We start from the raw sequence: 25,367 nt of genomic DNA, 5'->3' as shown, positions 1-25,367 counted from the left end.
TACCATTCAAGCGTGTCCGACACCAACAGTAGTCGATGTCAAAGACGCCGCCCGGACCGAAGGGCGAACCGCTGTTCGGCAGTAGTCGCACGTACGCTCGGGACCCGTTCCGGTTCATCTCGGCACTGGAACGGGCCTACGGCGACGTCGCTCGATTCGATATGGGGCCGATGGACACGGTCATGCTGTGTGACCCGACGGCAATCGAGCGCGTGCTGGTCTCGGAGGCAGACCGGTTCCGCAAGCCCGACTTTCAGGGAGATGCGCTCGGGGATCTGCTGGGTGACGGACTGCTGTTGAGCGAAGGCGAGACGTGGGAGCAGCAGCGAAAGCTCGCAAACCCTGCGTTCTCGATGGCGCGACTGTCGGGGATGGCCGACCGCATCACCGGCCACGCGGAGGACCGCATCGCCGACTGGTCCCACGGCGATGTCATAGACGCCGAGCAGTCGATGACTAGGGTCACGCTGGACGTAATTCTGGACCTGATGATGGGCGTCGAACTCTCCGAACAGCGAGTCCAGACCATCGAGGAGCAACTGCTGCCGCTGGGCCAGCGGTTCGAACCGGACCCGATCCGGTTTGCTATGCCACAGTGGATGCCGATGCCGGACGACGCCGAGTTCAACCGCGCCGTGCGGACGCTGGACGAGGTGCTGGACGACATTATCGCCGTCCGCGAGGACTCGCTCGGGACGGATGAGGACGGTCCGATGGACTTCCTGTCGGTACTCTTGCGTGCCCGTGACGATGGGAACCAGTCGCCCGAGCAACTGCGTGATGAGATGATGACGATGCTGCTTGCGGGCCACGACACGACGGCGTTGACGCTGACCTACACCTGGTTCCTGCTGTCGGAACATCCCGAGGTCGAACAGCGAGTCCACGAGGAACTGGACGACGTCATTGGCGACGACCGGCCGGGGATGGAACACGTCCGCGAGCTGGACTACCTCGAATGGGTGATTCAGGAAGCGATGCGGCTCTACCCGCCGGTGTACACCATCTTCCGGGAGCCGATCGAAGACGTGACGCTGTCAGGCTACGAGGTCGAGGCGGGAACGACGCTGATGGTCCCACAGTGGGGTGTTCACCGCTCCGAGCGGTTCTACGACGACCCCGAGACGTTCGACCCGGAGCGCTGGAAGCCCGAGCGAGCGAGCGAGCGGCCCCGGTTCGCCTACTTCCCGTTCGGGGGTGGCCCGCGCCACTGTATCGGGAAGCATCTTGCCATGCTTGAGGCGCAACTCATCACTGCAACGACGGCCAGCCAGTACCGACTGGAGTTCCAGGGTGAGACGCCACTGGAGCTGTTGCCGTCGTTGACCGCCCACCCCCGACAGAAAATGTCCATGCGCGTGCAGGAACGGTAACACGCACGCCGACACGACCGCTCCGGCGTCGTTGCCGGTTGCTACAGAGTAGGTTCGGCGTGCCAGTTGATTTGGTCACCAGCTATTTACTGCAGAGTCCCGTGTAAGCGTGCAAGAACAGCGGCCCTGCACGTCGCACCGGTGATCGATTTCGGCCTCGGTCACTACGGGAAGACCACGACCGCAACTAATTACCTACCCATCATGACACTGCTGCAGACCATCTCTGGCGACAATCGTCACACGCTGTTTGCAGTCGTCCTGCGCCCGGCCCTGTCTATAGACCGTTCACAGAGCTACATCGCTCCGGTAATCCTTGGTCGGTGGAGTGACATCTATCCCGGCGCAAACACCGGAGTTGAACGGGATGCCGAATGACGCCTGAAACCGCTGGCGTCGGGGACGCCAGGGTCCGGGTCCTCTACGTTAGCACCGATTCGGACGACACCGAGACGCTGTCGACGGCTCTCGAGCGCGAGAACAACCGTTTCACCGTCGAAACGGCTCACACCGTCGACGAGGCTATGGCAAGGTTGGCTGCCGAGCCTGTCGACTGTCTCGTTTCCGACTACCGCCTGTCCAATGGGAACGGCATCGAGCTTCTGCAAACGGTCCGCGACGAGTACCCGGCCCTGCCGTTTATTATTTACACCGCACAGGGGAGTGAGGCAGTCGCCAGCGAGGCAATTTCGGCCGGTGTGACGGACTACCTCAGGAAAGAGCCGGGTGCCAAACAGTATGCCGGGCTGGCGAACCGAATCAGTGACGCCGTCGACCACTCCCGCACACAGCAGGCGGTCAGCGAGCGGAACCGAGCGCTCCAGAGCTACGAGCGGATGGTCAACTCCATGCAGGAGGCAGCCTGTATTTACGATGCCGAAGACCGGTTCGAAATGGTCAACGAGACCATCGCAGAGTGGTACGACACGACGCGCAATGAGCTCGAAGGACAGACCAGTAGACTCGTTCCGCGTATTCGAGCCGAAGGTGAGACAGACTGTTACCAGGAACTGCTCGACGGAACGCGGGAGAAACTTAGCGGCGAAATCGAAGCGGAGTTCCCCGGCCACGGACACGCGGTGGTCGCGTACCAACTAACGCCGCTGGTCGTCGATGGTACTATCGACGGCATCGTCGGCGTAGCTCGTGATGTTACCGAGCAGAAAGAGCGCGAACGGGAGCTACTCCGGAACAAGCGCGCGATAGACGAGGCCCCGGTCGGCGTCACCATCACTGACCCCAACCAGCCGGACAACCCGCTGATCTACGCTAACGACCACTACCGCGAGCTGACTGGCTACTCGCTCCCGGAGCTGCTCGGGAAGAACTGCCGAATACTCCAGGGCGAGAACACCGACCCGGAGCCTGTCGATGCACTACGGGACGCTATCGACGCAGGGGAGCAGGTGTCGGTCGAACTCCGGAACTACCGAAAAGACGGGACCGAGTTCTGGAACCGGGTTCGGATCGCGCCGGTTCGCGACGACGACGGCACAGTCGTCAACTACGTCGGGTTCCAGCAGGATACCACCGAGCGGAAGCGCCGCGAGAAACGATTAGAGGAAACGTCATCGCGGCTCGAAGCCCTCTTCGAGAACTCGCCTGATATGATCGATGTGCTCGACGCCGACGGAACGATTTGCGAGGTGAACCAGCGATTCTGCGCGGAACTGGGGTACGACGAAAGCGAGGTGCTTGGACGGTCGATCTGGGAGTTCGACCTGATGTTCGACGCCGAGGACGTGCAGACCCAGCTTTCCGGGTTCAGTGTCGACGAGCGCCGCAAGTTCGAAGGCCTGTACGAACGCCGCGACGGGTCGACGATGTCGGTCGAAGTGCATTTGCTTCGATTCAATCTCGAAGGAGAGGATCGCTTTCTGGCGATCAGTCGAGACATCACGGAGCGAAAGGAGCGCGAGCAGGAACTCGAACAACAAAACGAACAGCTCGAACAGTTCGCCAGCGTCGTTAGTCACGACCTGCGGAACCCGTTGACCGTTGCACGCGGACAGCTCGAACTCCTGCGTGAGGAATCTGACAGCGAGCATATCGACGCTATCGACAGTGCACACCAGCGCATGGATACGCTCATCGATGACTTGCTTACGCTCGCACGCGATGGTGCGTCACCCGCTTCGCCCGTCGTGGTCGATCTTGAGCCGTTTGTCCGGACGTGCTGGCAAAACGTCGACACGAAAGCCGCGACGCTCCACATTGCCATAGACCGCCCCATCCGCGCCGACGAAAGTCGCCTCCGTCAACTGTTCGAGAATCTCGTCCGCAATGCGGTCGAACACGGCGGTGACGACGTGAGCGTGACGGTCGGCGAACTGGCCGACGGCTTCTACGTTGAGGACAACGGTGCCGGTATTCCAGAGCCCGAGCGCGGGGACGTGTTTTCAGCCGGCTACTCGACCGCGGTAGAGGGAACCGGATTCGGCCTGAGCATCGTGAAACAGGTCGCCGACGCCCACGGCTGGACGGTCCGAGTCGTCAGCGGGGCCGACGGCGGCGCGCGGTTCGAATTTACCGACGTTGACGCCGTGTCCGAATAGGACTTCGATGGTCATCCTGACCGTCGACTCCGAAAACGCCTAACGCCCTGGGTGCACACGGGCGGGTATGGTCACGTCGAGCGCTCCCGGGAAAGTGTACCTGTTTGGGGAGCACGCGGTCGTCTACGGCGAGCCGGCGGTGCCCTGCGCCATCGAGCGGCGAGTGCACGTGACGGCAACCGAAACCGACGGGGGGTTGCGCATCCACGCGAACGACTTGCAACTGGACGGCTTCACCGTCGAGTACTCCGGAGACGGGGAGAGCCATCCGGACGTGGACGTCGCCGAATCGCTCGTCGAGGCCGGTATGGGATACGTCAACGAGGCGGTGGCACAGGCTCGCGACGCGGCCGACGCGCCGGAGGCGGGCTTCGAGATATCCGTCGAGGGCGACATCCCGCTCGGGGCGGGGCTGGGGTCGTCGGCCGCGCTCGTCGTCGCAGCGATAGACGCGGCGACCAGGGAGCTCGGCGTCGAACTGCCGGCGAGCGAAATCGCCGACCGCGCATATCAGGTCGAACACGAGGTACAGGACGGACAGGCCTCCCGGGCGGACACGTTTTGCTCGGCGATGGGCGGGGCGGTCCGCGTGGAAGGCGACGACTGCCGGCGGCTGGAGGGCATCGACACCCTCCCCTTCGTCATCGGCTACGACGGCGGGGCCGGCGATACTGGGGCGTTGGTCGCCGGCGTCCGGGACCTCCGTGGAAAGTACGATTTCGCCGCCGACACCGTCGCAGCAATCGGCGACATCGTCCGCGAGGGAGAGTCAGTACTGGGAACGGGCGACTACGAACGGCTCGGGGAGCTGATGGATTTCAACCACGGACTGCTCTCGGCGCTGGGCGTCTCCTCGCGGTCGCTGGACTCGATGGTGTGGGCGGCCCGCGACGCCGACGCCCACGGCGCGAAACTCACCGGGGCCGGCGGCGGCGGCTGTATCGTCGCACTGGACGAAACGGACGACGCGCTCACCGCGCTGAAGTACACGCCGGGGTGTGAGGATGTCTTCCGGGCCGAGCTGGACACCGACGGAGTCCGGCAGGAATGACGGTCGTCCTCAAACTCGGCGGGAGCGTCATCACGGATAAAGACGACCCTGAGACGGTCGACCGGGCTGCGTTGTCGGCCGCGGTGTCAGCTATCGCCGAATCGCCGGTCGGCGAGGATATCGTCATCGTGCACGGCGGCGGGAGCTTCGGCCATCACCACGCCGCCGACTACGGCGTCAGCACGACCGAGGGGACCCACGATGTCGACGGCGTGCAGGCCATCCACGGTGCGATGTGCCGCCTCAACGCCGCCGTCGTAGATGCGCTCTCCGAGGCAGGCGTTCCGGCTGTTCCGGTCCACCCGTTCTCGGCGGCCGCACGCGACGCAGATGGCGCCCTCTCGCTGCCGACGGCGCAGGTCACGACGCTACTTGATGAGGGGTTCGTCCCAGTCCTTCACGGCGACCTCGTCGCACATGCCGGCGCGGGTGCGACGGTTCTGAGCGGCGACGAACTGGTCGTCGAACTCGCGCCCGCTGTCGACGCCGACCGCGTCGGCGTCTGCTCGACCGTTCCCGGCGTTCTCGATGAAGACGGGGTCGTCATCGACCGCATCGAGGCATTCGAGGCTGTAGCACCGGCCCTTGGTGGGAGCGACGCGACGGACGTGTCGGGCGGGATGGCCGGCAAGGTCCGTGCACTGCTCGCACTCTCGGCCCCTGCGCTCGTGTTCGGCCCTGACGCGCTCTCCGCGTTTCTCGCCGGTGAGAGTCCGGGGACGACTATCGCTGGTGATGACGCCGATTGATGGGACTGCCAGTCCTGCTGTCAGTGAATTCTGCTCAGAGCACGATTACTCGAAGTCAAGCCCAAACTGACTGATGGAGCGGTATCACTGCTTGCTCTCGACGGACAGGTAGCTTAAATATCACTTCCTCAACTGTCGTAACATATTTGTTCTCTGTTATCAATTATGCGACTATGTCTGCAGTAGGTCTGACCGACGTCTATCGATACGGAACGAGGTTTCTCGGGACATTACTTGTCGTCGCCGGCGTCGGTGGCGGCCTCATCGCTGCAGGGTACGTGCTGATACAGAACGGCTCGTTCAGTTCGCTCTCGGGGAACGCGGGCTATCGTGCGGTACTCGGCATCGTCGTCGGCGCGCTCGGTGGCCTCCTGTTGCTCTCCGGCTTGCTTGGCCTGACTCACAAGCTCATCGCCGACGCGACGATGGCGGGCACGCTCGCGGCCCAGACGGCACAGCCTGATGCGAGCGATGTGGCAGCTGGGAGTCCTCCGGCAAGTGACCAGACAGCGACTGACACTGCCGATGGTAGCGCTGCATCCGCTACCGAACCGGCTTCGAAGTCCGATGACCCGACGCTGGAGTCGACCAAGCCTGAGCCCGCTGTTTCCCGGGATACCGAGCCGGCTGCTGACCCGGCGGCTGCCGAGCCGGCGACCGGCGAGTCCGACGTGTCGGAACCGGTCGCTGACTCCGAGCCGAACACTGACTCGGCCGGTGACTCGGGAATCAACGCGCCCGCACAGCAACACTCCGACCCATCCGACGCGGCAGCGCCGTCTGCTGCCTCCGACACTGCGACGGCCGGGACTGACGACGCTCCGGTGACGGCAGCCGACGAAGACCCGCTGGCGGATGCTGACTCGGCGACAGCTGATGACCCGGTGGCAGACGATGTCCCAGCGACAGATACGGGCCGCTTGGACGCCGACGACGCTTCAGAACCACCGACTGCTGACGAGACGATGGCCCCGGCGACAGCCGAAGACGCAGTGGAGACAGCGGCGGCCCAAGACGAACCGCTATCGGAGCAACAGCCGGCTGAAAACGTTGCCGGACCGGAACCTGAAACCGTGGACGACACCACTGCGGAGCCATCCCCGGCGGATCTCGCCGGCGACTCGGAAACGGTAGAACCCCGGTCCGAACCCAGCGAGCAGTCGGACCGCGACCTGCTCGCTGAGGACACCGCTGAAGAACCAGAGCCGAGTACGGAACCACAGGAATGGACGCCGCCGGACCCTGCGGAGTTTGACACGGGGAGCGAGGAACCCACGGCGGCTGACGACTGGGAAGCAGATGAGCAAGCACCAGCCGACGACTGGGAGACCGAACCTGACGCCGATACCGAACCGACTGGTGTCGGCTCACTCGATGCTGACGAGGCGGACCAGCACGACGCCGTGACTCAGGACACCCGATTACTCGACGAATCTGGTGCGGCAGACACGTCTGGAGGCCCGCGAACGACGGACGACCTGTTTGGCGGCACTGATGACGACCAACCCGGACCCGAGGTTGACGAGAGCATGCAGGACGAGTCGGAGTCTCAGGACGCTGAGACACCTGCTGACGAGGACTCGACGCTTGCAGATGACGGTGTCACTGGCTTCGATGTTTCAGGTGACGACGACCCCCTCTCCGACCCCTTAGACGACGAGTAGGGACGAACCCACACCGTTTTAAGAAGCGCCGTTGTAGACCGAAGTAACCGAGCGCACGGCCGCCCGTGGACTGCGGTTTGGCGGCCGGCAGACGGCGGATGTAAGTTGCGGGACGGAAGTCCCTCCCACTGCGGTTGCACAGGCTACGGGCGTACCCGACTGGCCTGGAGCGCCGACGCGGACGAAGTCGCCTACATTGCAGATACCGTCGTTGCCGTGCCCCACCGGATGCCCGCGGCCGGCTTTCCACTCGGAGCTACAACTATGGAAGTCGAAATTGCGACAATTGGCGGTTACGAGGCTGTAGGCCGACAGATGACGGCCGTCCGTGCAGGGGACGACGTCGTCATCTTCGACATGGGCCTGAACCTCTCGAAGGTACTGATTCACGACAACGTCGAGACGGAACGGATGCACTCGCTGGACCTCATCGACATGGGTGCCATCCCGGACGACCGGGTCATGTCCGACCTGGAAGGCGACGTGAAGGCTATCGTCCCGACACACGGTCACCTGGACCACATCGGCGCGATATCCAAGCTCGCCCACCGCTACGACGCACCTATTGTTGCGACGCCTTTCACCATCGAACTCGTCAAACAGCAGATCAAGAGCGAGGAGAAGTTCGGCGTCCAGAACGACCTCGTGAAGATGGACGCCGGCGAGACGATGTCCATCGGCGAGCGCAACGAACTGGAGTTCGTCAACGTCACCCACTCCATCATCGACGCTATCAACCCCGTTCTCCACACGCCGGAAGGCGCGGTCGTCTACGGGCTGGACAAGCGGATGGACCACTCGCCGGTCATCGGCGACCCCATCGACATGAAGCGGTTCCGCGAGATCGGCCGCGAGGGCGAGGGCGTCCTCTGTTACATTGAGGACTGTACGAACGCGGGCAAGAAGGGACGTACGCCTTCCGAATCCGTGGCACGTCGCCACCTCAAAGACGTGATGGACAGCGTCGCCGACTACGACGGCGGTATCGTCGCGACGACGTTCTCCTCACACATCGCTCGTGTCAAGAGCCTCGTCGAGTTCGCCGACGACATCGGCCGCCAGCCGGTGCTGCTCGGTCGCTCGATGGAGAAGTACTCCGGCACCGCCGAACGACTCGACTTCGTCGACTTCCCGGAAGACCTCGGAATGTACGGCCACCGCAAGTCTGTCGACCGGACGTTCAAGCGGATCATGAACGAGGGCAAGGAGAACTTCCTCCCGATCGTCACTGGCCATCAGGGCGAGCCACGCGCGATGCTCACCCGGATGGGCCGCGGCGAGACGCCCTACGAGCTAGACGACGGCGACAAGGTCCTCTTCTCGGCTCGGGTCATTCCGGAGCCAACCAACGAGGGCCAGCGCTACCAGTCCGAGAAGCTGCTGGGCATGCAGGGCGCGCGTATCTACGACGATATCCACGTTTCGGGCCACCTCCGCGAAGAGGGCCACTACGAAATGATCGACGCGCTCCAGCCGAAGAACATCATCCCGGCTCACCAGAGCCTCGAAGGGTTCGCACCGTACGTCGACCTCGCGGAAAACATGGGCTACAAAGCCGGACGGGACCTCCACATCACCCGCAACGGCAACATGATCAAGCTCACCGAGTAAATCGATGTCCGAACGCCATCAGCAGGTCGAAGACGCGATTGTCGCCCGACGAGACCGGGTCAACGACGCCCTCCCAGAGGACCTTCCGGTGCAGAAGCCGGACCACCTCTACGAGGCGTCGCGATACCTGCTGGACGCGGGCGGGAAACGACTCCGCCCGACGGTCCTGCTGCTGGTCGCGGAGTCGCTGCTCGATGTCGACCCGCTGACGGCAGACTACCGTGACTTCCCGACGCTCGAAGGCGGGCAGGCCGATATGATGTCGGCCGCCCTCGCCATCGAGGTCATCCAGACGTTCACGCTTATCCACGACGACATCATGGACGACGACGCGCTCCGTCGTGGGGTGCCCGCCGTCCACAAGGAGTACGACCTCTCGACGGCGATTCTCGCCGGCGACACGCTGTACTCGAAAGCGTTCGAGTTCCTGCTCGAAACGGGCGCGGCTCACGAACGGACTGTCGACGCGAACAAGCGACTCGCAACGACGTGTACCCGCATCTGCGAGGGCCAGTCCCTCGACATCGAGTTCGAGCAACGCGATGTTGTCACGCCCGAGGAGTATCTGGAGATGGTCGAACTCAAGACGGCCGTGCTGTACGGCGCGGCTGCCTCAATTCCGGCCACGCTGCTGGGGGCCGACGAGCAGACGGTCGATGCCCTGTACAACTACGGGCTCGACGTGGGGCGTGCGTTCCAGATTCAGGACGACCTGCTGGACCTGACGACGCCCTCTGAGAAACTCGGCAAGCAGCGCGGGTCCGACCTCGTCGAGAACAAGCAGACGCTGGTGACGCTGCACGCTCGCCAGCAGGGCGTCGACGTGGGCGACCTCGTCGACACGGACTCTGTCGAGGCCGTTTCGGAAGCCGAAATCGACGACGCCGTCGAGCGTCTGCGAGAGGTAGGGTCAATCGAATACGCCCGCCAGACCGGGCAGGACCTCATTGCGAGCGGCAAGCAGAACCTCGAAGTCCTGCCGGACAACGAGGCCCGCTACCTGCTCGAAGGCATCGCGAACTACCTGGTCGAGCGCGACTACTGAGCATGGACCAGACCCGGCGAGCCGTTCTCGCCGGTGTCGCCGGACTTTTCGCTGGCTGTGGAACGACGAGTCAGCGGACCACAACACCACGCCCGACAGCAACGGTGACCAGCACCACGGAGACGGTTCGCTACACGCATCTCCAGCCCTCCGGCAATCGTCACATTTCAGGTTCGGGCCGGTTCGACGCCGTCGACCCGATAGACATCGCCATTGAGGGCCACCCGAAGTGGCTCGTCGGACTGCCAGTCGAGGGCGGGAGTCTCTGGGTTGTTGTTCCAGAGGCAGGGGCCCCAGAGGCGGTTCGGGTGAGTCAGGACCGAGTTGAATCGGTTGTCATCGAACCCGACCTGCCGGCGGGCCAGCCACCAGCCGTGGTTGTTCAGGACAACGGCGTTCGGTTCCTCACTGCCGATGAGACAGGACCCAACACCCACGCCGTCCAGTTTCCCGATGGTACCATCGCGACAGTCTCAGAGGCTGGGGCCGTCCGCGTGGACGGTGACCTGCTCATCGAGGATGCTCTGCCCGACGCCCGAATCGTCTGGCAGGACGATGTCGCTGCTGTGCTCGCCGGTGCGACGGAGCGATACGACCACGGAGCGCTTGGTGACGAGGTCGAGGCCCGCGCTATTGTTCTGTTTGTTGCAGACGGGAGTGGGACCGTCCGCCGCCGAGTTCAACTGCCTGAACCAACGGTTGTCGAAGGTGTAGCACCGATTCTTGCGGACATTGACGACGATGGTGACCCCGAAGTACTCGTCACCGTCACCGGGCCCGATGAAGGCGCTCGGGTGGCCGCCTACGGACTGGACGGCGAGCGCGTCGCGACTGGGCCCGCAATCGGGACGGGCTTTCGTTGGCGCCACCAGCTCTGTGTCGCGCCGTTCTCCCCCGACGGGGCGCCCGAAATCGCCGTCGTTCGCACCCCACACATCGGCGGGACAGTGGAGTTCTACCGTATCGACGGTGACCGGCTCTCAATCGCGGCCCGCTACGACGGCGTCTCCTCGCACGCATTCGGCTCGCGTATCCTCGACGGTGGACTCGCCGGAGATCTGCTCGGCGATGACCGACAGACGCTGGTCGTCCCGACCCAGAAGCGCCGGACGCTCGTCGCGCTCCAGCGGCAGGACGGCGTTCGGCAGGTAGCCCAGCGCGACATCGGCGGGTCGCTCACCTCGAACGTCGCGGCGACACCGACTGGCGACGGCGGCTTGAGCATTGCTGTCGGTCGCAGTGACGGTGTCGTCCGCGTCTGGCAGTAGGGCGGCTGTTGACCCTGAATGGTGCTGGTCAGCAACTAAGACGTATCAGTTCCTAGGTAGCCGTGTGACTCGGTTCCTTCTCTACGGCGGCAAGGGCGGCGTCGGCAAGACGACCGTGGCCGCGGCGACTGGCTATCGGCTGGCGACGGCGGGCCACGAGACACTCGTTGTCTCCACCGACCCCGCGCACTCGCTGGCCGATGCCGTCGAGACCGAGGTCGGCGGCGACCCGACGGAAATCCGGTCGGGGCTGTGGGGTGTCGAGGTCGATCCACAGACGGGTATTGACCGTTACCGGTCACTGTTCGAGGCGCTGGCGTCGGAATTTTCCGATGCCGGCATCCGGATGGACGAAGAGGAAATCGCTGACCTGTTCACGACCGGCGTGATGCCCGGTAGCGACGAACTGGCAGCCATCGAGGGCATGGCGACGTACATCGAGAGCGACCGCTGGGACCGCGTGGTGTTCGACACTGCCCCGACCGGGCACACGCTCCGCCTGCTTGACCTCCCGTTGGTGATGGACCGCGGCGTTGCCACGGCGATGGACCTCCGGGACCAGGTTCGTCGGAAAGTCAACACTGCCCGGACGATGATGTTCGGCCCGATGGCGAGCCGGCGCGACGACGGCCCGGACGACTTCACCGAGATGCGCACGCGGATGGAACGGGTCGGCACAGTGCTTCGAGACCCCAAACAGACCGCGTTCCGGGTCGTCACGATTCCCGAAACGATGGCTGTCCGCGAGACTGAGCGGCTGGTCGCGAAGCTCCGCGAGTTCGACGTGCCGGTAACGACGTTGGTCGTGAACAAGGTCATCGAGGACGCCGGCGAGTGCCAGCGCTGTCAGGGCAAGCAGGTGGTGCAGCAAGAGTCTATTGCCGCGCTTCGGGAGTCGCTGCCCGACCTTGACGTGTGGACGATTCCCGACCAGTCCGGCGAGGTGACTGGTATTAGCGCGCTGGACAGGGTTGCGGAGTCTCTGGTGGATGTGAAGTGACCTGTAAAGACGAGCATCCGCGCGAGCGAAGCGAGCGCGGTTCACCGGAACCGAACTTAGTGAGGTTCCGGCCTTTTTCGCCCACGTTTTTCAAGGAGTGGTGGCGAGCATCGCGAGCCACCCGACGATGAAAAAGGTGGTCCGACGGCGTTTTGAGCCTCCCAGTCGCAGGTCCCGATAATGGACGACGAGCTGCGAGACCGAATCACGGAGGCGGCGGAGACAAACGCCCTCCTCAACGCGGTCAAACACGATAGCGAGGCACAGGTTGGCGCAATAATGGGCCCGCTCATGGGCGAGAACCCGGAGTTCCGCGAGTACGGCGACGAGATACCCGGCGTTATCGCGCCGGTCGTCGAGCGGGTCAACGGGATGGACGCCGAGGAGCGCCGCGAGCGGCTGGCCGAACTCGCTCCGGAGAAACTCGAAGAGCTGGAGGCTGAGGACGAGGGCGAGGACCACCCACTGCCGGACCTGCCCAACGCCGAGGAGTACGACACCGTCCGGATGCGCGTCGCGCCAAACCCCAACGGGCCGTGGCACATCGGCCACGCGCGGATGGCCGCTGTCGTCGGGACGTACAAACAGCGCTACGACGGGGAGTTCATCTGCCGCTTCGACGACACCGACCCCGAGACCAAGCGGCCGGATCTGGATGCCTACGACGCAATTCTGGACGCAATCGACTATCTCGGCTTCGAACCGGACGACGTGGTCAACGCCAGCGACCGCGTCGAGACGTACTACGAGTACGCTCGCAAGCTCATCGACAAGGGCGGGGCCTACACCTGCTCGTGCCCGCAGGGTGAGTTTTCGGACCTGAAGAACAACGGCGAGGCCTGTCCCCACCGGGATAAGGACGCCGAGACCACGCGCTCGGAGTTCGAGGCGATGGTCGACGGCGAGTACGACAGCGGCGAGATGGTCCTGCGGGTCCGGACCGATATTACTCACAAGAACCCCGCGCTGCGGGACTTCGTCGCCTTCCGGATGGTCGACACGCCCCATCCACGCGAGGCGGCCGAGCAGTACCGCTGCTGGCCGATGCTGGACTTCCAGAGCGGGCTTGACGACCACCTGCTGGGTGTCACCCACATTATCCGCGGTATCGACCTGCAGGACTCCGCGAAGCGCCAGCAGTTCGTCTATGACTACTTCGACTGGGAGTACCCCGAAGTCATCCACTGGGGCCACGTCCAAGTCGACGAGTACGACGTGCCCCTCTCGACGTCAAGCATCGCCGAACTCATTGAGGACGGCGAACTGGCGGGCTGGGACGACCCGCGAGCGCCGACCGTCGCCAGCCTCGAACGGCGCGGCATCCGCGGCGAGGCCGTTGTCGATGCGATGATTCAGCTGGGCACGTCCACCTCGAACGTCGACCTGGCGATGTCCTCGATCTACTCGAACAACCGTGACCTCATCGACGACGACTCGGACCGGGCGTTCTTCGTCCGGGACAGCGACGACCACGGTGGCCTCGTTGAGCGCCAGATCGTCGGCGGGCCGGACGCCGGCGAACCGCCGCTGCACCCGGACTACGAGGAGCGTGGCCGCCGCGAGATTCCGGTGACCAGCGGTGTCGTCGTCGAGGGTGACGACCTGCCAGACCACGGCGATCGTATCTGGCTCAAGGGGTACGGCTGCGTGCGACACACTCGCGACGCCTTCGAGTACACCGGCGACGATATCGACGCCGTCCGTGAGGAGGGCGTCGACGTGATTCACTGGGCACCGGCTGACGGCCCAGCGCTCCGCCTCCGGACGATGGACGGCGACGTATCAGGCGTGGCCGAACCGGGACTGCGCAACTACGACACTGACGACGTGGTGCAGTTCGAACGCATTGGCTTCGCTCGCCTCGACAAGGTTGCGGACGACTCGGATACGGAGTCCGTCGCGTACTTTACCCATCCCTGAAGCCGCCGTCACAACGACCCAGCTGTCGGTTCTTCCCCCTGACTCCCAGTCTCGACACCACTGAACTCGAATCGAGCACCGCCGGCTTCGCTGTCGGTAACCGTTAGCTCCCAGCCGTGGGCCTCGGCAATCGTCTCCACTATCGCCAGGCCAAAGCCGGTGCCGTCGTCGTCGGTACTGTAGCCCGATTCGAGGACGGCGTCGCGCTGGTCCGGCGGAATCCCCGGGCCGTCATCGGCGACGTAGAAGCCGTCCGGCGTGGCTCCGAGCGTGATGGTGACTACTCCTCCGCCATCGGCCGCTGGCCCAGCTCCGGGAGTGGCACCGTCACTGCCGTGTTCTACGGCGTTTTGCACGAGGTTCTGGAACAGTTCGGCGAGGCGGTCGGGGTCGGCCAGTACGTGCTCCGGCGAGTCCCGAACCCGGTGTTCGGCCGCGCTCGTGGGTGCGGCGTCCCAGGCCCGGGAGAACGTCTCCCGGAGCGATATCAGTTCGGGGTCGCTGATGTCACGCCCCTCGCGGGCCAGCGTCAGGGTGTGGTCGATGAGCGTCTCCATCCGGTCGAGGGCGTCCGTTGCGGCCGTTATCGATTCGCGCACGCCCGAGTCAGCGTCTTGTGACGCCAGTTCCAGATGGCCACTGGCAACTTGCAAGGGGTTCCGGAGGTCGTGGCTGACGAGGCTGGCGAACTCGTCCAGCCGCTCGTTCTGGAGTTCCAACTGTTGCTCCCGCCGCTTCCGTTCGGTGATATCCGTGACAACAGAGACGCTGCCAACTACGGTGCCACTGAGATCGCGAATCGGGGCGGCGGCAAGGCTCACGTCGACACGACTCCCGTCTTTTCGTTCAAGCTCTGTTTCGTGGCCCGACAGACGCTCCCCTTCGAGGACTTGCGCGTGAAGTTCGGCGGTCTGTCGTCGGTTCTCGGCCGGGATAACGGGAACCGTGTCGCCCAACACCTCGTCGGCGCGCCAGCCAAATAGTTCCGTCGCGGCGGGATTCCAGACTTCGACAGTCGCGCTGGCGTCAAGTGCAACAATCGCGAGCGGGGCAGCCTCGACGAGCGTTTCGAGGCGCTCGGTCGTCATTGCGAGTTCGGACTCGATTTCTTTTCGCTGTGAGATGTCACGGACGATGCCGACACGGCCGGACTCACCGCTGGCCAGTTCGATGTCCGCCGCGTCGACTTCACAGGGGACCTGCTCACCGGATGCGGTCCGGATCAGGACCTCCTCCGAGCCGCCGTCCATTGGCTCGGTTCCCATCTGCCCTAGCACAGTCTCGAAGCGTTCGCCGACGAGACTGTCCTCGACGGTACCGACCAGCTTGGCGAACGGGTCGTTGTACGTGACAAACTGGTCGTGTTCGTCGAGGACGTAGACGGGTTCGCTGACGCCCTCGAAAATCGTCTTGTACTGCGTCAGCCGTTGCTCGCGTCGCTTCCGCTCCGTGATGTCCCGGAGGACGACGAGTCGGCCAACGAGTCCGTCGAACCGGTCGGCAAACGGTGTCACTTCGAGTTCGACAAACCGCTGCTGGCCGTCCACGGAGAGCGCGAGTTCCGACCAGTCTGCTTGTTCGTCGTCGACTGTGAGACTGTCCCAGGTCGGAATAACGGCCTCTACTTGCTGGCCCACGAGCGACTCTTCGGGGCCAGCGAGGAGGGTTTCAGCCGCCGGATTCGCGTGGCTGATACAGCCGTCGATGTCCACGACGAGCGTTCCGTCCCCCATCTGCTCGACGATAGTTTCCTGCGCGGCCGGTACCGGGTCAAGCGTCTTGAACGTGTAGAGGCCGGTCGTCATCGCTATCCCAGAGACTCCCCAGGCGAAAATCGTGGCGTCCTCGGGAATCTGCAGGAAGTACTGCTGGGTCAGCGCAATGGTCCAGGGAGCCAGCGCCGCGATGAGGACGGCCGCGGCCTGTGTCCGGTACAGGTGCCGCGAGCGGACGAACAACTGAATAAGAACGATTGTCCCGGCAAGCGCCGCAATCAGAATTGTCGCCATGTGGGCGACGAACACTGCTGTGAGCCCAGCCCCCGGAGCCACCACCAGTGACCCCACAGAGCCGCTGGACGGGAGGTCGAACAGTGATACGCCCGGGAAGACGAACACGCCCACAAGCACCAACAGGTCAAGCGATAGGAACCCGACAGCTCGCCGCGTCACCGACCTGTCGAAGTCGGCGTACTGCAACGCGGCGTACAGCCAGGTGATGGCGACTACGCCCTGAGCGATGGTTGCGACCTGCCGAGCCAACAACTGGGTCGACAGCGCCGTCGCGGTGATGTCGACAGCGTAGCTGGAAGCACCGACTGCTAAGGCGAGGTGAAACACCACCATCGGTGTCCCGCCAGGTCCCTCACGCTTACGCCACGCGAGCAGTGAAAACACTGCGGAAAGGCCAGCTAGGACCCATAAAGCCGTCACGAAGCGGCCGTACATCGTTCCACTGAATATCGTCGCATCGTCACTTTATTTTATTGGTTAACGGCGCATTGACAGTAAAGAAGAACGGCTGTCTGTAGTCGGTTCCGTAGCACCCGGATTTGGGGCTCTAGTGCAACTGGGTCCTGCTCGCGGTGGTTGCTCTTAAGACCGCAGTGAGGTATCTAGTTGTTTGTTCTCATACCTCAAGGTACGTAAGGTTTTTTACGAACCGCAACACAACTGTCAAATGGATACGAGGTGATGGCCAATGGCACTGCCAACAACCACACCGAGTTCCTGGATGCGCGGTCTTGACCTTCCGTCCCGCCTGTTCGAAACCGGTAGCGACGACTACGAACTGTACGAAGAGGACGACGAGTTCGTCCTCAACGTCGAGCTCCCGGGCTTTGATGTCGAGGACATCGACGTCTCCTGGGACGACGGCATGTTGAACATCGCCGCCGAACGTGAGGACGAACAGCGCGGCGAGCGTCGGACCTACCACCGACGCTTCCGGTTCCCGAAGCGGGTCGACGATGAGGGTATCGCCGCGAACTACACCAACGGTATCCTCGAGGTGCGCCTGCCCGTCGAGGTAGGCGCGACGGCCCGCGGCAAGCAGATCAAGGTCGAAGGCTGACCGTCGGGCCGCAGGTGTACCGCCCGATAACCGACCTGTTCGCTTCGTTCGGAACGAGGCACCTGACGCTCAAGCCAGTTCCCAGCAGACCGCGGTGCCGGCGCGTCGTTCGACCCCGAGGCGAGAGCTGATAGCGTCGGGCTTATGTCCACGACGGCCCGACCAATGCCCGTGACAGAACGCGCCCCGGAGTCAGTGACAGTGCAGCGCGACATCCCGTTCCACGAGGTGGACGGCGAGACGCTGACGCTCGACCTGTACGACGCAGCGGCGGCCAGCGGCCCGAAACCGGTCGCCGTGCTCGTCCGCGGCGGCGCGTTCACGTCTGGCGACAAGGGTGAGTTCGCCCGGCACGCGCTTGACCTCGCCGCGGACGGCTTTCTGGTCATCGAGCCGCAGTATCGGCTCGCACCGGAATGGACGTTTCCGGCGGCGCTCGTAGATGTAAAGGCCGCTATCGAGTGGGCCCGGACGGAGGGAGAAAGCTACGGCGCGGACACCAGCCGAGTCGTGGGTGTCGGTCACTCAGCCGGCGCGAATCTCATCGTCCTGGCCGCGCTGACGGCGGACGAACCCGGATTCGAACCCGAACTGTACCCCGGCGCGTCTTCGGCACTGTCGGCCGCCGTCGGCTACGCCGGCGTCTATGACTTCCACGCGCTCGATACCGCGACTGATGTCCCAGCGGGTGAGGGCCATCGGGCGTATCTCGGCGGCGGGCCCGACGACGAACCTGCGGCGTACGACCTCGCCTCGCCGGTCGGTCAGGTGAATACCGACGCCCCGCCGACGTTGTTGCTCCACGGCTCTGAAGACGACGTTGTGCCGCCATCTCAGTCCGAACTGCTTGCCGACGCGCTCGGCCCCATGACCGATGTGGTCCACGAGACGGTGCCGTCGGACCACGGGTTCCCGTTCCACGGGGCCCAGTACGACGACGTGTACGAACGGACCGTTGAGTTCATTCGGCGAATCGGAACCGACAGTCCGGACACTGACGGCCCAAGAGGCGCAGGCGATGATACCGGCTTGCCCGGCGGCGACCTGTCAGGACCGACTGACCGCATCAGCGACCTCGGGTCGGGGGATGTTCACGGCTCGGATCGCCGCGACGGCCCCGGATTCTGACGGTCAGGTCGAAAAGTTAAGTAGCTCCCAAAAGTGAGATAAGATACCAATGGCCATAGACCCGGAGTTTGAGGAGAACCGCGACGTTGTCGAACAGCACGACGGACACAATGTCTGGGGCCCGGTCGACGAGCCCGAGGAACTGGGCATCCACGGGACACACGTCGCCGTCGACTTCGACATCTGCATCGCCGACGGTGCGTGTCTAGAGGACTGTCCTGTCGACGTATTCGAGTGGGTCGACACGCCGGATCATCCGGAGAGCGAGATCAAGGCTGACCCGGCTCACGAGGACCAGTGCATCGACTGTATGCTCTGTGTCGATGTGTGTCCGGTCGACGCCATCGACGTGGACCCGGGTCGCGCTGGTCGCATCTAAGTTACGAACGCTCCTGTTTTCGCTGGATTGTCGTACTTCGCACCCCGAATCTGAACGACCTGTAGCTATCGGTTCGTCAATATACTGGGCGCTGCCCGGATTCTCCGTCCCCTGAGACAGGGTCGCATACCTGTCATTCAGAATTGTAAACATACATTTATTATAGATTCTTGTGTGAGATACACTCACGAGGGTCATGGTACCATGCATACAGTTGTTATGACAAAGGGCGTTCCGGACTTCCGCGAGGGACAGGTATCGTTCGACGAGGACGGGCATCTCGAACGGGGAAAGACACCGACGGTGATGAACCCCAACGACAAGCACGCGCTCCGTGCGGCGTTCCAGACGAAAGTCCGCAACGGCGGCCACGTCTCGCTGATGAGCATGGGGCCGCCGGGGTACAAAGAGGTCTTGCAGGAAGGAATGCGGGACGTGTACGCAGACGACCTGTATCTCCTCTCGGACCGCGAGATGGGGGCCGCGGACACCTGGGCGACTGCGATGACTGTCGCCACTGGCCTCCAGAATCTTGAGGAGCAGCCTGATCTGGTGTTTGCCGGGTTCAAAACGGCCGACGGCGAGACCGGCCATACCGGTCCACAGACCTGCTGGTGTCTGGACTGGCCGATAATCACCCATGTTCTCTCACTCGATATCGACGAGGACGCGGGCACCGTTCGGGCGAAGCGACTGGTCGACGGCGACATCTCCGAGATTGAAACGGTCGAAGCGCCGATGCCGTGTTTCATCGTCGCCGACCCCGAGTTCGAACCGACCTATCGGAAGGCGAGCCACCGATTGAAACACAAGGACCTCCGCGAGGAGACTCAAGAGCGGGCCACGGAGTACGAGGAGTACCTCACGATCTGGGATCACGAAGGCCTCAACCTCGACCCGGACTACATCGGTCTGGACGGTTCGCCGACCATCGTCGCCGGCGTTGACCCGATTCCAAAGGCCCCCTCGGAGCGAGAAGCGACGGTTATCGAGGCCGACGAACGCGAGGCATTAGAACCGGTACTGGACGAACTCACGCCGTACGCGGCAGGTGACTGACAATGCCTGATATCGATCCCACGGAACACGAGATCGCCGAACTCGGACCGAAGATCAAGGACGTTGACGACGCCGACGAACTACAGGCGATGCTGGCACTGGAGGAAGACGGCGAGGACCGGGTTCCCGTCAAGACGCTTATCAAGGACCGCATCGAGAAGGTCGAAAGCGACGATGACGGCGAGATAGATCCGGAAGCCGTCGACCTCTCCGACCTTACTGTCGCCGATGTGGCGAACATGGTCCGAGACGTTGACGACGCCGACGTGCTCCGGGACCTGCTCGAACGCGAGAAAGCGGGCCAGGACCGGAAGACAGCGAAATCCCAGATAGAGAGTCGAATCGAATCCGTCGAGGGGACCGAAGAAGCCGAGGGCGAGGCGGTGACGGAGGTCGAGTACGTCCCGCCGGAAGAGAAGTACCCCGAACTCGACCACCCGACCAACGACAAGCAGTGGGTCGAGGGAACCGTCGGCGCGGAGTACCGCGATATGTGGGTCTACTGTGAGACGCAGGCCGGCGACCTCGTGGACGTTTCGAAGGAGATGCTCGGGAAGGCTCGGGAACTGATGAACGACTACAACGCGGCGTACGACGAGGACGAGCGCGTCGTCGCTGTGCTCATCGGGGCCGATGCGAGCGACCACGTTGAAGATGTCATCGCCTACGGCGCGGATCTCGTCGTCTATCACGAGGACGACCGCCTTGATCGCTTCCGCCACCAGCCCTACACCGAAATCTTTTGTGACATGGCCAGAGCGGGTGGCGACCTGGCCGCCGATGGTCGTGAGGAGACCGAGTGGAAGGACTACCACGAACCGCGCTACACCGTCTTCCCGGCGACGAACAACGGTCGGGACCTTTCGGCGCTCGTTCAGGGGGAACTCGACTCAGGATTAGCGTCGGACTGTTCGGGGCTGTATATCGAGAGTGCGATGATATCCAACCCCGCGAAGGTTGGCACCGCCGGCGACAAGAAGGAGTTCGAGCGCGTGCTCCATATGAAGCGCCCGGACTTCTCCGGGTTCGAGTACTCGACGATTCTCTGTATCGACAAACCCCACCGGGATTTCCACCCACAGGGGGCGTCGGTGATTCCGGGGAGCTTCGAGATGCCCGACCCCGACTACGAACGCGACGGTGAGGTCGTCGACTACGAGATGGACCTTGACGACGACTGGTTCACAGTCGAGGTCGAGGAGTACGACCGCCTCTCTGGCGGTGTCGACCTCTCCGGCCACGACGTGATTGTCGCCGTGGGCCGCGGTATCGGCGACGACCCGACGCGGGGCATCGAGCAGGCGCTGGACCTCGTCGACGCCTTCGACGACGCCGATCTGGGACTGTCCCGCGGAGTCATCACCTCATCATACTCCTTCGACGGCCACGTCGAGCAGTACGTCACCGAGGAGCGACAGATCGGCGAGTCCGGGCAGGAAGTCGAACCCGACGTGTACATCGCCGCAGGTATCTCCGGAGCGATTCAGCACAAGGTCGGCTGTGACGAGTCCGATACGCTCATCGCCGTCAACACCGACCCGGACGCCGATATCCGGGACTTCTCGGACTATCTCATCGAGGGCGACTTATTCGAGGTCTTGCCGCGCCTGACGGAGGCGGTCGAAGCCGGTGAACTGGGTGCGATGATGGAGGCCAGCGATGACTGACACCGCCGAGAAGTACGAGGCAGTCGTCGTCGGCTGTGGTCCGGGCGGGGCCGCTGCGGCGGCGACGCTCGCCCGCAACGGCGTCGAAACGCTCGTCCTCGAACGCGGCGTCGACGCCGGGTCGAAGAACGTCTCCGGCGGGCTCATCTACGCCGAGGAGTCGGCACCCTACACCATCGACGGCCTGTTCCCGGACTTCCGCGAGGAGGCGACGGAGCGACCGGTGACGGAGAACGTCATCCACAACATCGCCGGTGACAGGGTGAAATCCTTCGATATCGGCGACCTCCATCACCACGATACGGCGTGGGCCGACGCAGTGCTCCGTCGGAAGATGGACTCGTGGCTCGCCCAGCAGGTCCACGAACGTACCCGCGAAACCGGCGGCGGCTTGCTGACCGAGGTCCACGTCACCGGCCTGTTGCGCGAACGAGGCGAAATTGTCGGCGTGACGACAGAGGAGTTGGACCACATCAAAGCCGACATCATCGTGGCGGCCGACGGCGTCAACTCCGAACTCGCCCGCGACGCCGGGCTGATGGACTGGGACGAGCCCGAGGAGTGGTTTCAGGGCGTCAAGGCAGTCGTCGACATGGAGCCGGAGGTCATCAACGACCGCTTCGACGTGGCCTCCGACGACGGCGCGGCCCACCTATTCTCGGGCGACCTGTTCGACGGCGTCCGTGGTGGCGGCTTCCTCTACACCAATGAGTCCTCGCTGTCTATCGGCACCGTGTTCCACCTCGATTCCATCGCCGAGGAGCGGGCCGAGCCCCACGAACTGCTCGACAGCCTGCTCACGCATCCGCTCATGGCCCAGTGGCTCGGCGACGAGTACAACGAGCGCGAGTACAGCGCGAAACTCGTCCCGGACTCGAAGAAGGCGGCCCATCCCTCGCCGCACGAGGACCGCCTCGTGCTGGTCGGCGACGCCGCCGGCCAGATGCAGGCACAGGGACCCATCATCAAGGGGATGAACCACGCGGTCACTGCCGGGGCGCTGGCCGCCGAGGCGTTCGCCGACGCGAGGGCACGCGGCGACCCGTCTCAGGCCGGCAAACTGTACGAGAAGAAGCTCCACGACGAGGGCGTGATGGACAAGCTCCGGCCGACCGGGTACAGGGTGTTCGGACAGCTCGGCGAACTCGCTCCCGTCGACGACCTCTCGAACGCTATCGCCGAGTCCGCCGCCGGCCGGTTCGGGGTTCGAGCAGCAGCCGGACTGCTCGAACGGGCCTACTCGTCGCCGCGGTTGGTGTCGATGATTCCCGACACCAAACTGCCCTACGTGACGCTGCCGACGGTCATTGCCGAGGAATTGGGTGAGCCCGTGACCGACGAGAACACCGTCTCGCCACCCGACCTGGGTGACCGTATCGGCGACCTGACCTATGACGTGGGTGACCCGCACATCGAACTGGTCGACAAGTCCTTCGAGGCCTCGGGCACCGCCGTCACGGCCTGCCCGGTCAGCGCCGAAGACTTCGGCGGGGGCTGTTACCGCGACGAAATGGTCCAGACCAACGGCAGCGAGGAACACCTCGTGAGCCTCGACACCCAGCCCTGCGTCGAGTGTGGCACCTGTGCTATCGTCGCCGACACCGAGTGGGAACACCCCGCTGGCGGGAAAGGCGTGGAGTTCAACCAGGGGTGACCCGTTCGGTGATGAGTGGCCAGTACGACGACCGCCTTCGGGTGCTCTCCCGCCGAGCCGAGCAGACCCGCGAGTCGCTGGACCCCGACCCGCCGGACGAGGAGCGCGCGATGGAATTCCTTCGGGACGGGTTCGGCCCCACGGTCGCTCTGTACTGTGAGGCCCGGACCGGCGGGTCGTGGGTCCGCTTCTCCGGGGCGGAGTTCGAGCGGCTGGAACGGACCATGAACGACTGGCTTGACTGCTACGCCGCCTGCTACGGCGTGGAGTTAGCCGGCACCTACAGCGTCAGAGCGGCCGCAGAACTGCTCGTCGATACACACAACGCTCGGGATGTGGCAGTGCTTCTGACCGGTGTTCCGGAGCAGTAGCGACTGTTCAGTTAAAAGTACATGGTTTTTGATAAAGGATTAAGTACTGTGTCGTGGTAGCAGATACCATGGAGCTGACAGAGCCACTGCAGTTCGACCACGAGGACAGACGGGACATCTACGAGTACGTCGAATCACACGGGTCTGTAGGACCGAGAGGCGCTCGGTCGGCGCTACAGATGGACCCGCGACCGTTCGGCCATCACGTTGCGATACTCAAACGCGACGGCGTACTGGAGGAGATCGACGGGGAACTCCGCGTCGCCTACAACGACACCGTCGAAGAAGAGTTCGAGGCCGACGATATGGAGTTCACTATCCGTCAGGCGCGACAGGAGGACCTGACCGGCCTCGTTGGGGCCATCCGGGCCGCTATCGGCGGCGGGGAGTACGTCGATGCGGAGACCGTCGCCGACGTGGTAGACAGCGAGGGCGTGCTGCTCCGGCACAACGAGCTGGAGTCACGCATCTTCTTCGTCGCCTGCATCAACGACGACGTGGTCGGGTGGGTCCACCTCAAACATCCCGAAGTTGAGAAGCTCAGTCACACGGCAGAGCTAACGCTGGGTGTGCTCGAACGGTATCGGGGCCATGGCATCGGCTCGCAGTTACTCGCCCGGGGCACCGAGTGGGCGGCGTCGAACGGCTACGAGAAGCTGTACAACTCTGTCCCATCGACGAACGAGGACGCAATCGAGTTCCTCGAAGACCACGGCTGGGACACTGACGCCATCCGTGAGGACCACTACAAGTTCGGCGACGAGTACGCCGACGAGGTGATGATGGAAATTGACCTCTAATTCGGCCCCAGCGCCCGAATCGTCTTCCGAGCCAGCTCCCCGTCGACCTGCTGTGGCACAGTTAGCAGAAGCCGGTCGATGACAGCTCTGTCCGCAATTTTATCCCGTTTCTCTCGCGCCTGTTCCGGCGTCCCGGCGATGCCGAGATCAGCCGTCATTTCGTCAGTGACGAGCTCCGTCGCCTCGCCGCGGTCACCCGCCTGCCAGGCGTCGGCGATGCGCTCCGCTCGGTCCGGATACGTCTCCGCAACAGCCCGGCGGTACCCCTCGCCGCTGCCGACGTAGTAGGCGATGTGTTGCCGGAGTTCCTCGGTCGCTCGCTCGGAATCCTCGTGGACCACTGCCGGCACGTACGGTGCAACGGTGATGTCGTCTGGGTCCCGGTCAGCGTCGCGTGCCGTCTCCGCGATGTAGTCGAACGCCGACTCCAGTTCGGAGAACGCAATCATGTGGGGCAGCCAGCCGTCAGCGAGTCTGGCGACGACTCGCCTGTTCGCCGGCCCGAGGGCGGCGTGGTACACTGGCACGTCACGGTCTAGCGGCGGCACGCCCCTGACCGAGACCGCCTCACCGTCGTAGGTCACCCGCTCGTCGCCCGTCATGAGTTGTTTGATGATATCGATCGTCTCGTGGGCGCGACGGACCGGTCGCTCGAACTCCATGCTGTGCATATTCTCGATGGACCGGGCTGTACTCGTTCCCAGCCCCAGCACTGCCCGTCCGTCCGAGACCCTGTCGAGGGTCGTCGCTGTCATCGCCAGCACGGCCGGTGACCGTGAGAAGACGTTGAGTATCGCGCTGCCGATCTCGATATCGCCGGTCCGTGTTGCGATATCCGTGAGTTCGACAACGGAGCTAGCGCCCCACAGTTCGTTCAGCCAGACCGAATCGTAGCCGTGTCCTTCGGCTTCGACGGCCAGCTCGATTGTGCTGTGGTCATCAACGCGTGGCACGACGACTCCTAGATGCATGGTGTGACCGACTGTTGGAAACCTAATAAA

Annotated in this window: 21 protein-coding genes; 19 read left to right on the top strand and 2 right to left on the bottom strand. The window is 63.8% G+C overall.

Going from position 1 to position 25,367, the window contains the following annotated elements; genetic code table 11:
* Positions 1–35 precede the first annotated feature (35 nt).
* The 11 genes from G9463_RS02980 (at position 36) to G9463_RS02930 (ending at position 14,236) form a co-directional block, all read left to right on the top strand.
* Complete coding sequence (locus tag G9463_RS02980) at positions 36–1,373, top strand: cytochrome P450 (protein ID WP_165895927.1); 1,338 nt, start codon at positions 36–38, stop codon at positions 1,371–1,373.
* Positions 1,374–1,577: 204 nt separating this feature from the next.
* A complete protein-coding gene (locus tag G9463_RS02975; protein ID WP_240149917.1) occupies positions 1,578–1,751 on the top strand; it encodes a hypothetical protein in 174 nt (57 codons plus the stop codon).
* Positions 1,748–3,928, top strand: coding sequence for a PAS domain S-box protein (locus tag G9463_RS02970; protein ID WP_165895925.1), 2,181 nt, complete (start codon positions 1,748–1,750; stop codon positions 3,926–3,928). Before G9463_RS02975 ends, G9463_RS02970 begins: the two co-directional genes overlap by 4 nt.
* A 67-nt stretch (positions 3,929–3,995) precedes the next feature.
* On the top strand, positions 3,996–4,979 hold the full coding sequence (gene mvk / locus G9463_RS02965) for a mevalonate kinase (RefSeq protein ID WP_165895924.1): 984 nt from the start codon (positions 3,996–3,998) through the stop codon (positions 4,977–4,979).
* Positions 4,976–5,728 carry an isopentenyl phosphate kinase gene (locus G9463_RS02960; protein ID WP_165895923.1) on the top strand — a complete coding sequence of 251 codons (753 nt, stop codon included), beginning with the start codon at positions 4,976–4,978 and terminating at the stop codon, positions 5,726–5,728. Before mvk ends, G9463_RS02960 begins: the two co-directional genes overlap by 4 nt.
* Positions 5,729–5,901: 173 nt before the next feature.
* Positions 5,902–7,392 (top strand): hypothetical protein, encoded by a 1,491-nt coding sequence (locus tag G9463_RS02955; protein WP_165895922.1) that lies wholly within the window; start codon positions 5,902–5,904, stop codon positions 7,390–7,392.
* Positions 7,393–7,656: 264 nt separating this feature from the next.
* A complete protein-coding gene (locus tag G9463_RS02950; protein ID WP_004963291.1) occupies positions 7,657–9,003 on the top strand; it encodes a ribonuclease J in 1,347 nt (448 codons plus the stop codon).
* Between the two features lie 4 nt (positions 9,004–9,007).
* Positions 9,008–10,048 carry a geranylfarnesyl diphosphate synthase gene (idsA3, locus tag G9463_RS02945; protein WP_004963288.1) on the top strand — a complete coding sequence of 347 codons (1,041 nt, stop codon included), beginning with the start codon at positions 9,008–9,010 and terminating at the stop codon, positions 10,046–10,048.
* A gap of 2 nt (positions 10,049–10,050) precedes the next feature.
* On the top strand, positions 10,051–11,316 hold the full coding sequence (locus G9463_RS02940) for a hypothetical protein (protein WP_165895921.1): 1,266 nt from the start codon (positions 10,051–10,053) through the stop codon (positions 11,314–11,316).
* Positions 11,317–11,380: 64 nt separating this feature from the next.
* On the top strand, positions 11,381–12,316 hold the full coding sequence (locus G9463_RS02935; protein ID WP_165895920.1) for an ArsA family ATPase: 936 nt from the start codon (positions 11,381–11,383) through the stop codon (positions 12,314–12,316).
* 180 nt (positions 12,317–12,496) lie between these two features.
* Positions 12,497–14,236, top strand: coding sequence for a glutamate--tRNA ligase (locus G9463_RS02930; RefSeq protein ID WP_165895919.1), 1,740 nt, complete (start codon positions 12,497–12,499; stop codon positions 14,234–14,236).
* Between the two features lie 8 nt (positions 14,237–14,244).
* Here the strand turns inward: G9463_RS02930 and G9463_RS02925 are convergent, their stop codons facing one another.
* Positions 14,245–16,683 (bottom strand): PAS domain S-box protein, encoded by a 2,439-nt coding sequence (locus G9463_RS02925; protein WP_165895918.1) that lies wholly within the window; start codon positions 16,681–16,683, stop codon positions 14,245–14,247.
* Between the two features lie 253 nt (positions 16,684–16,936).
* On the opposite strand from G9463_RS02925, the gene G9463_RS02920 reads away from it, so the two are divergent.
* The 8 genes from G9463_RS02920 to G9463_RS02885 all read left to right on the top strand — a co-directional run bounded on the left by G9463_RS02920 (position 16,937) and on the right by G9463_RS02885 (position 24,366).
* A complete protein-coding gene (locus G9463_RS02920; RefSeq protein ID WP_011222811.1) occupies positions 16,937–17,308 on the top strand; it encodes an Hsp20/alpha crystallin family protein in 372 nt (123 codons plus the stop codon).
* Positions 17,309–17,473: 165 nt separating this feature from the next.
* Positions 17,474–18,436: an alpha/beta hydrolase gene (locus G9463_RS02915; protein WP_171814227.1), complete on the top strand. Its 963-nt coding sequence runs from the start codon at positions 17,474–17,476 to the stop codon at positions 18,434–18,436.
* A gap of 49 nt (positions 18,437–18,485) precedes the next feature.
* Complete coding sequence (locus G9463_RS02910; protein WP_004963273.1) at positions 18,486–18,815, top strand: ferredoxin family protein; 330 nt, start codon at positions 18,486–18,488, stop codon at positions 18,813–18,815.
* Between the two features lie 204 nt (positions 18,816–19,019).
* Positions 19,020–19,874 (top strand): electron transfer flavoprotein subunit beta, encoded by an 855-nt coding sequence (locus G9463_RS02905; protein ID WP_011222813.1) that lies wholly within the window; start codon positions 19,020–19,022, stop codon positions 19,872–19,874.
* Between the two features lie 2 nt (positions 19,875–19,876).
* Entirely contained in the window at positions 19,877–21,541 is a 1,665-nt protein-coding gene (locus G9463_RS02900) for an electron transfer flavoprotein subunit alpha/FixB family protein (protein ID WP_165895917.1), read from the top strand.
* Positions 21,534–23,195 (top strand): FAD-dependent monooxygenase, encoded by a 1,662-nt coding sequence (locus G9463_RS02895; RefSeq protein WP_165895916.1) that lies wholly within the window; start codon positions 21,534–21,536, stop codon positions 23,193–23,195. Before G9463_RS02900 ends, G9463_RS02895 begins: the two co-directional genes overlap by 8 nt.
* Positions 23,196–23,206: 11 nt before the next feature.
* Positions 23,207–23,566, top strand: coding sequence for a hypothetical protein (locus G9463_RS02890; RefSeq protein ID WP_165895915.1), 360 nt, complete (start codon positions 23,207–23,209; stop codon positions 23,564–23,566).
* Positions 23,567–23,634: 68 nt separating this feature from the next.
* Positions 23,635–24,366, top strand: a complete 732-nt coding sequence (locus tag G9463_RS02885; protein ID WP_004963258.1) for a GNAT family N-acetyltransferase — start codon at positions 23,635–23,637, stop codon at positions 24,364–24,366.
* Here the strand turns inward: G9463_RS02885 and G9463_RS02880 are convergent.
* On the bottom strand, positions 24,363–25,337 hold the full coding sequence (locus G9463_RS02880) for an LLM class flavin-dependent oxidoreductase (protein WP_165895914.1): 975 nt from the start codon (positions 25,335–25,337) through the stop codon (positions 24,363–24,365). The two genes, G9463_RS02885 and G9463_RS02880, sit on opposite strands and share 4 nt — an antisense overlap.
* Positions 25,338–25,367: the final 30 nt, after the last annotated feature.

This window comes from Haloarcula sp. JP-Z28 (genome assembly GCF_011440255.1).
Classification (GTDB): Archaea; Halobacteriota; Halobacteria; order Halobacteriales; family Haloarculaceae; genus Haloarcula; species Haloarcula marismortui.
This window is presented reverse-complemented; position numbering and strand designations above follow the sequence as displayed.

Bases quoted from the DNA above. Each gene is read 5' to 3' on its own strand.
- G9463_RS02980 (WP_165895927.1), top strand. From the start codon at position 36: ATGTCAAAGACGCCGCCCGGACCGAAGGGCGAACCGCTGTTCGGCAGT.
- G9463_RS02975 (WP_240149917.1), top strand. From the start codon at position 1,578: ATGACACTGCTGCAGACCATCTCTGGCGACAATCGTCACACGCTGTTT.
- G9463_RS02970 (WP_165895925.1), top strand. From the start codon at position 1,748: ATGACGCCTGAAACCGCTGGCGTCGGGGACGCCAGGGTCCGGGTCCTC.
- mvk (WP_165895924.1), top strand. From the start codon at position 3,996: ATGGTCACGTCGAGCGCTCCCGGGAAAGTGTACCTGTTTGGGGAGCAC.
- G9463_RS02960 (WP_165895923.1), top strand. From the start codon at position 4,976: ATGACGGTCGTCCTCAAACTCGGCGGGAGCGTCATCACGGATAAAGAC.
- G9463_RS02955 (WP_165895922.1), top strand. From the start codon at position 5,902: ATGTCTGCAGTAGGTCTGACCGACGTCTATCGATACGGAACGAGGTTT.
- G9463_RS02950 (WP_004963291.1), top strand. From the start codon at position 7,657: ATGGAAGTCGAAATTGCGACAATTGGCGGTTACGAGGCTGTAGGCCGA.
- idsA3 (WP_004963288.1), top strand. From the start codon at position 9,008: ATGTCCGAACGCCATCAGCAGGTCGAAGACGCGATTGTCGCCCGACGA.
- G9463_RS02940 (WP_165895921.1), top strand. From the start codon at position 10,051: ATGGACCAGACCCGGCGAGCCGTTCTCGCCGGTGTCGCCGGACTTTTC.
- G9463_RS02930 (WP_165895919.1), top strand. From the start codon at position 12,497: ATGGACGACGAGCTGCGAGACCGAATCACGGAGGCGGCGGAGACAAAC.
- G9463_RS02925 (WP_165895918.1), bottom strand. From the start codon at position 16,683: ATGTACGGCCGCTTCGTGACGGCTTTATGGGTCCTAGCTGGCCTTTCC.
- G9463_RS02920 (WP_011222811.1), top strand. From the start codon at position 16,937: ATGGCACTGCCAACAACCACACCGAGTTCCTGGATGCGCGGTCTTGAC.
- G9463_RS02915 (WP_171814227.1), top strand. From the start codon at position 17,474: ATGCCCGTGACAGAACGCGCCCCGGAGTCAGTGACAGTGCAGCGCGAC.
- G9463_RS02910 (WP_004963273.1), top strand. From the start codon at position 18,486: ATGGCCATAGACCCGGAGTTTGAGGAGAACCGCGACGTTGTCGAACAG.
- G9463_RS02905 (WP_011222813.1), top strand. From the start codon at position 19,020: ATGCATACAGTTGTTATGACAAAGGGCGTTCCGGACTTCCGCGAGGGA.
- G9463_RS02900 (WP_165895917.1), top strand. From the start codon at position 19,877: ATGCCTGATATCGATCCCACGGAACACGAGATCGCCGAACTCGGACCG.
- G9463_RS02895 (WP_165895916.1), top strand. From the start codon at position 21,534: ATGACTGACACCGCCGAGAAGTACGAGGCAGTCGTCGTCGGCTGTGGT.
- G9463_RS02890 (WP_165895915.1), top strand. From the start codon at position 23,207: ATGAGTGGCCAGTACGACGACCGCCTTCGGGTGCTCTCCCGCCGAGCC.
- G9463_RS02885 (WP_004963258.1), top strand. From the start codon at position 23,635: ATGGAGCTGACAGAGCCACTGCAGTTCGACCACGAGGACAGACGGGAC.
- G9463_RS02880 (WP_165895914.1), bottom strand. From the start codon at position 25,337: ATGCATCTAGGAGTCGTCGTGCCACGCGTTGATGACCACAGCACAATC.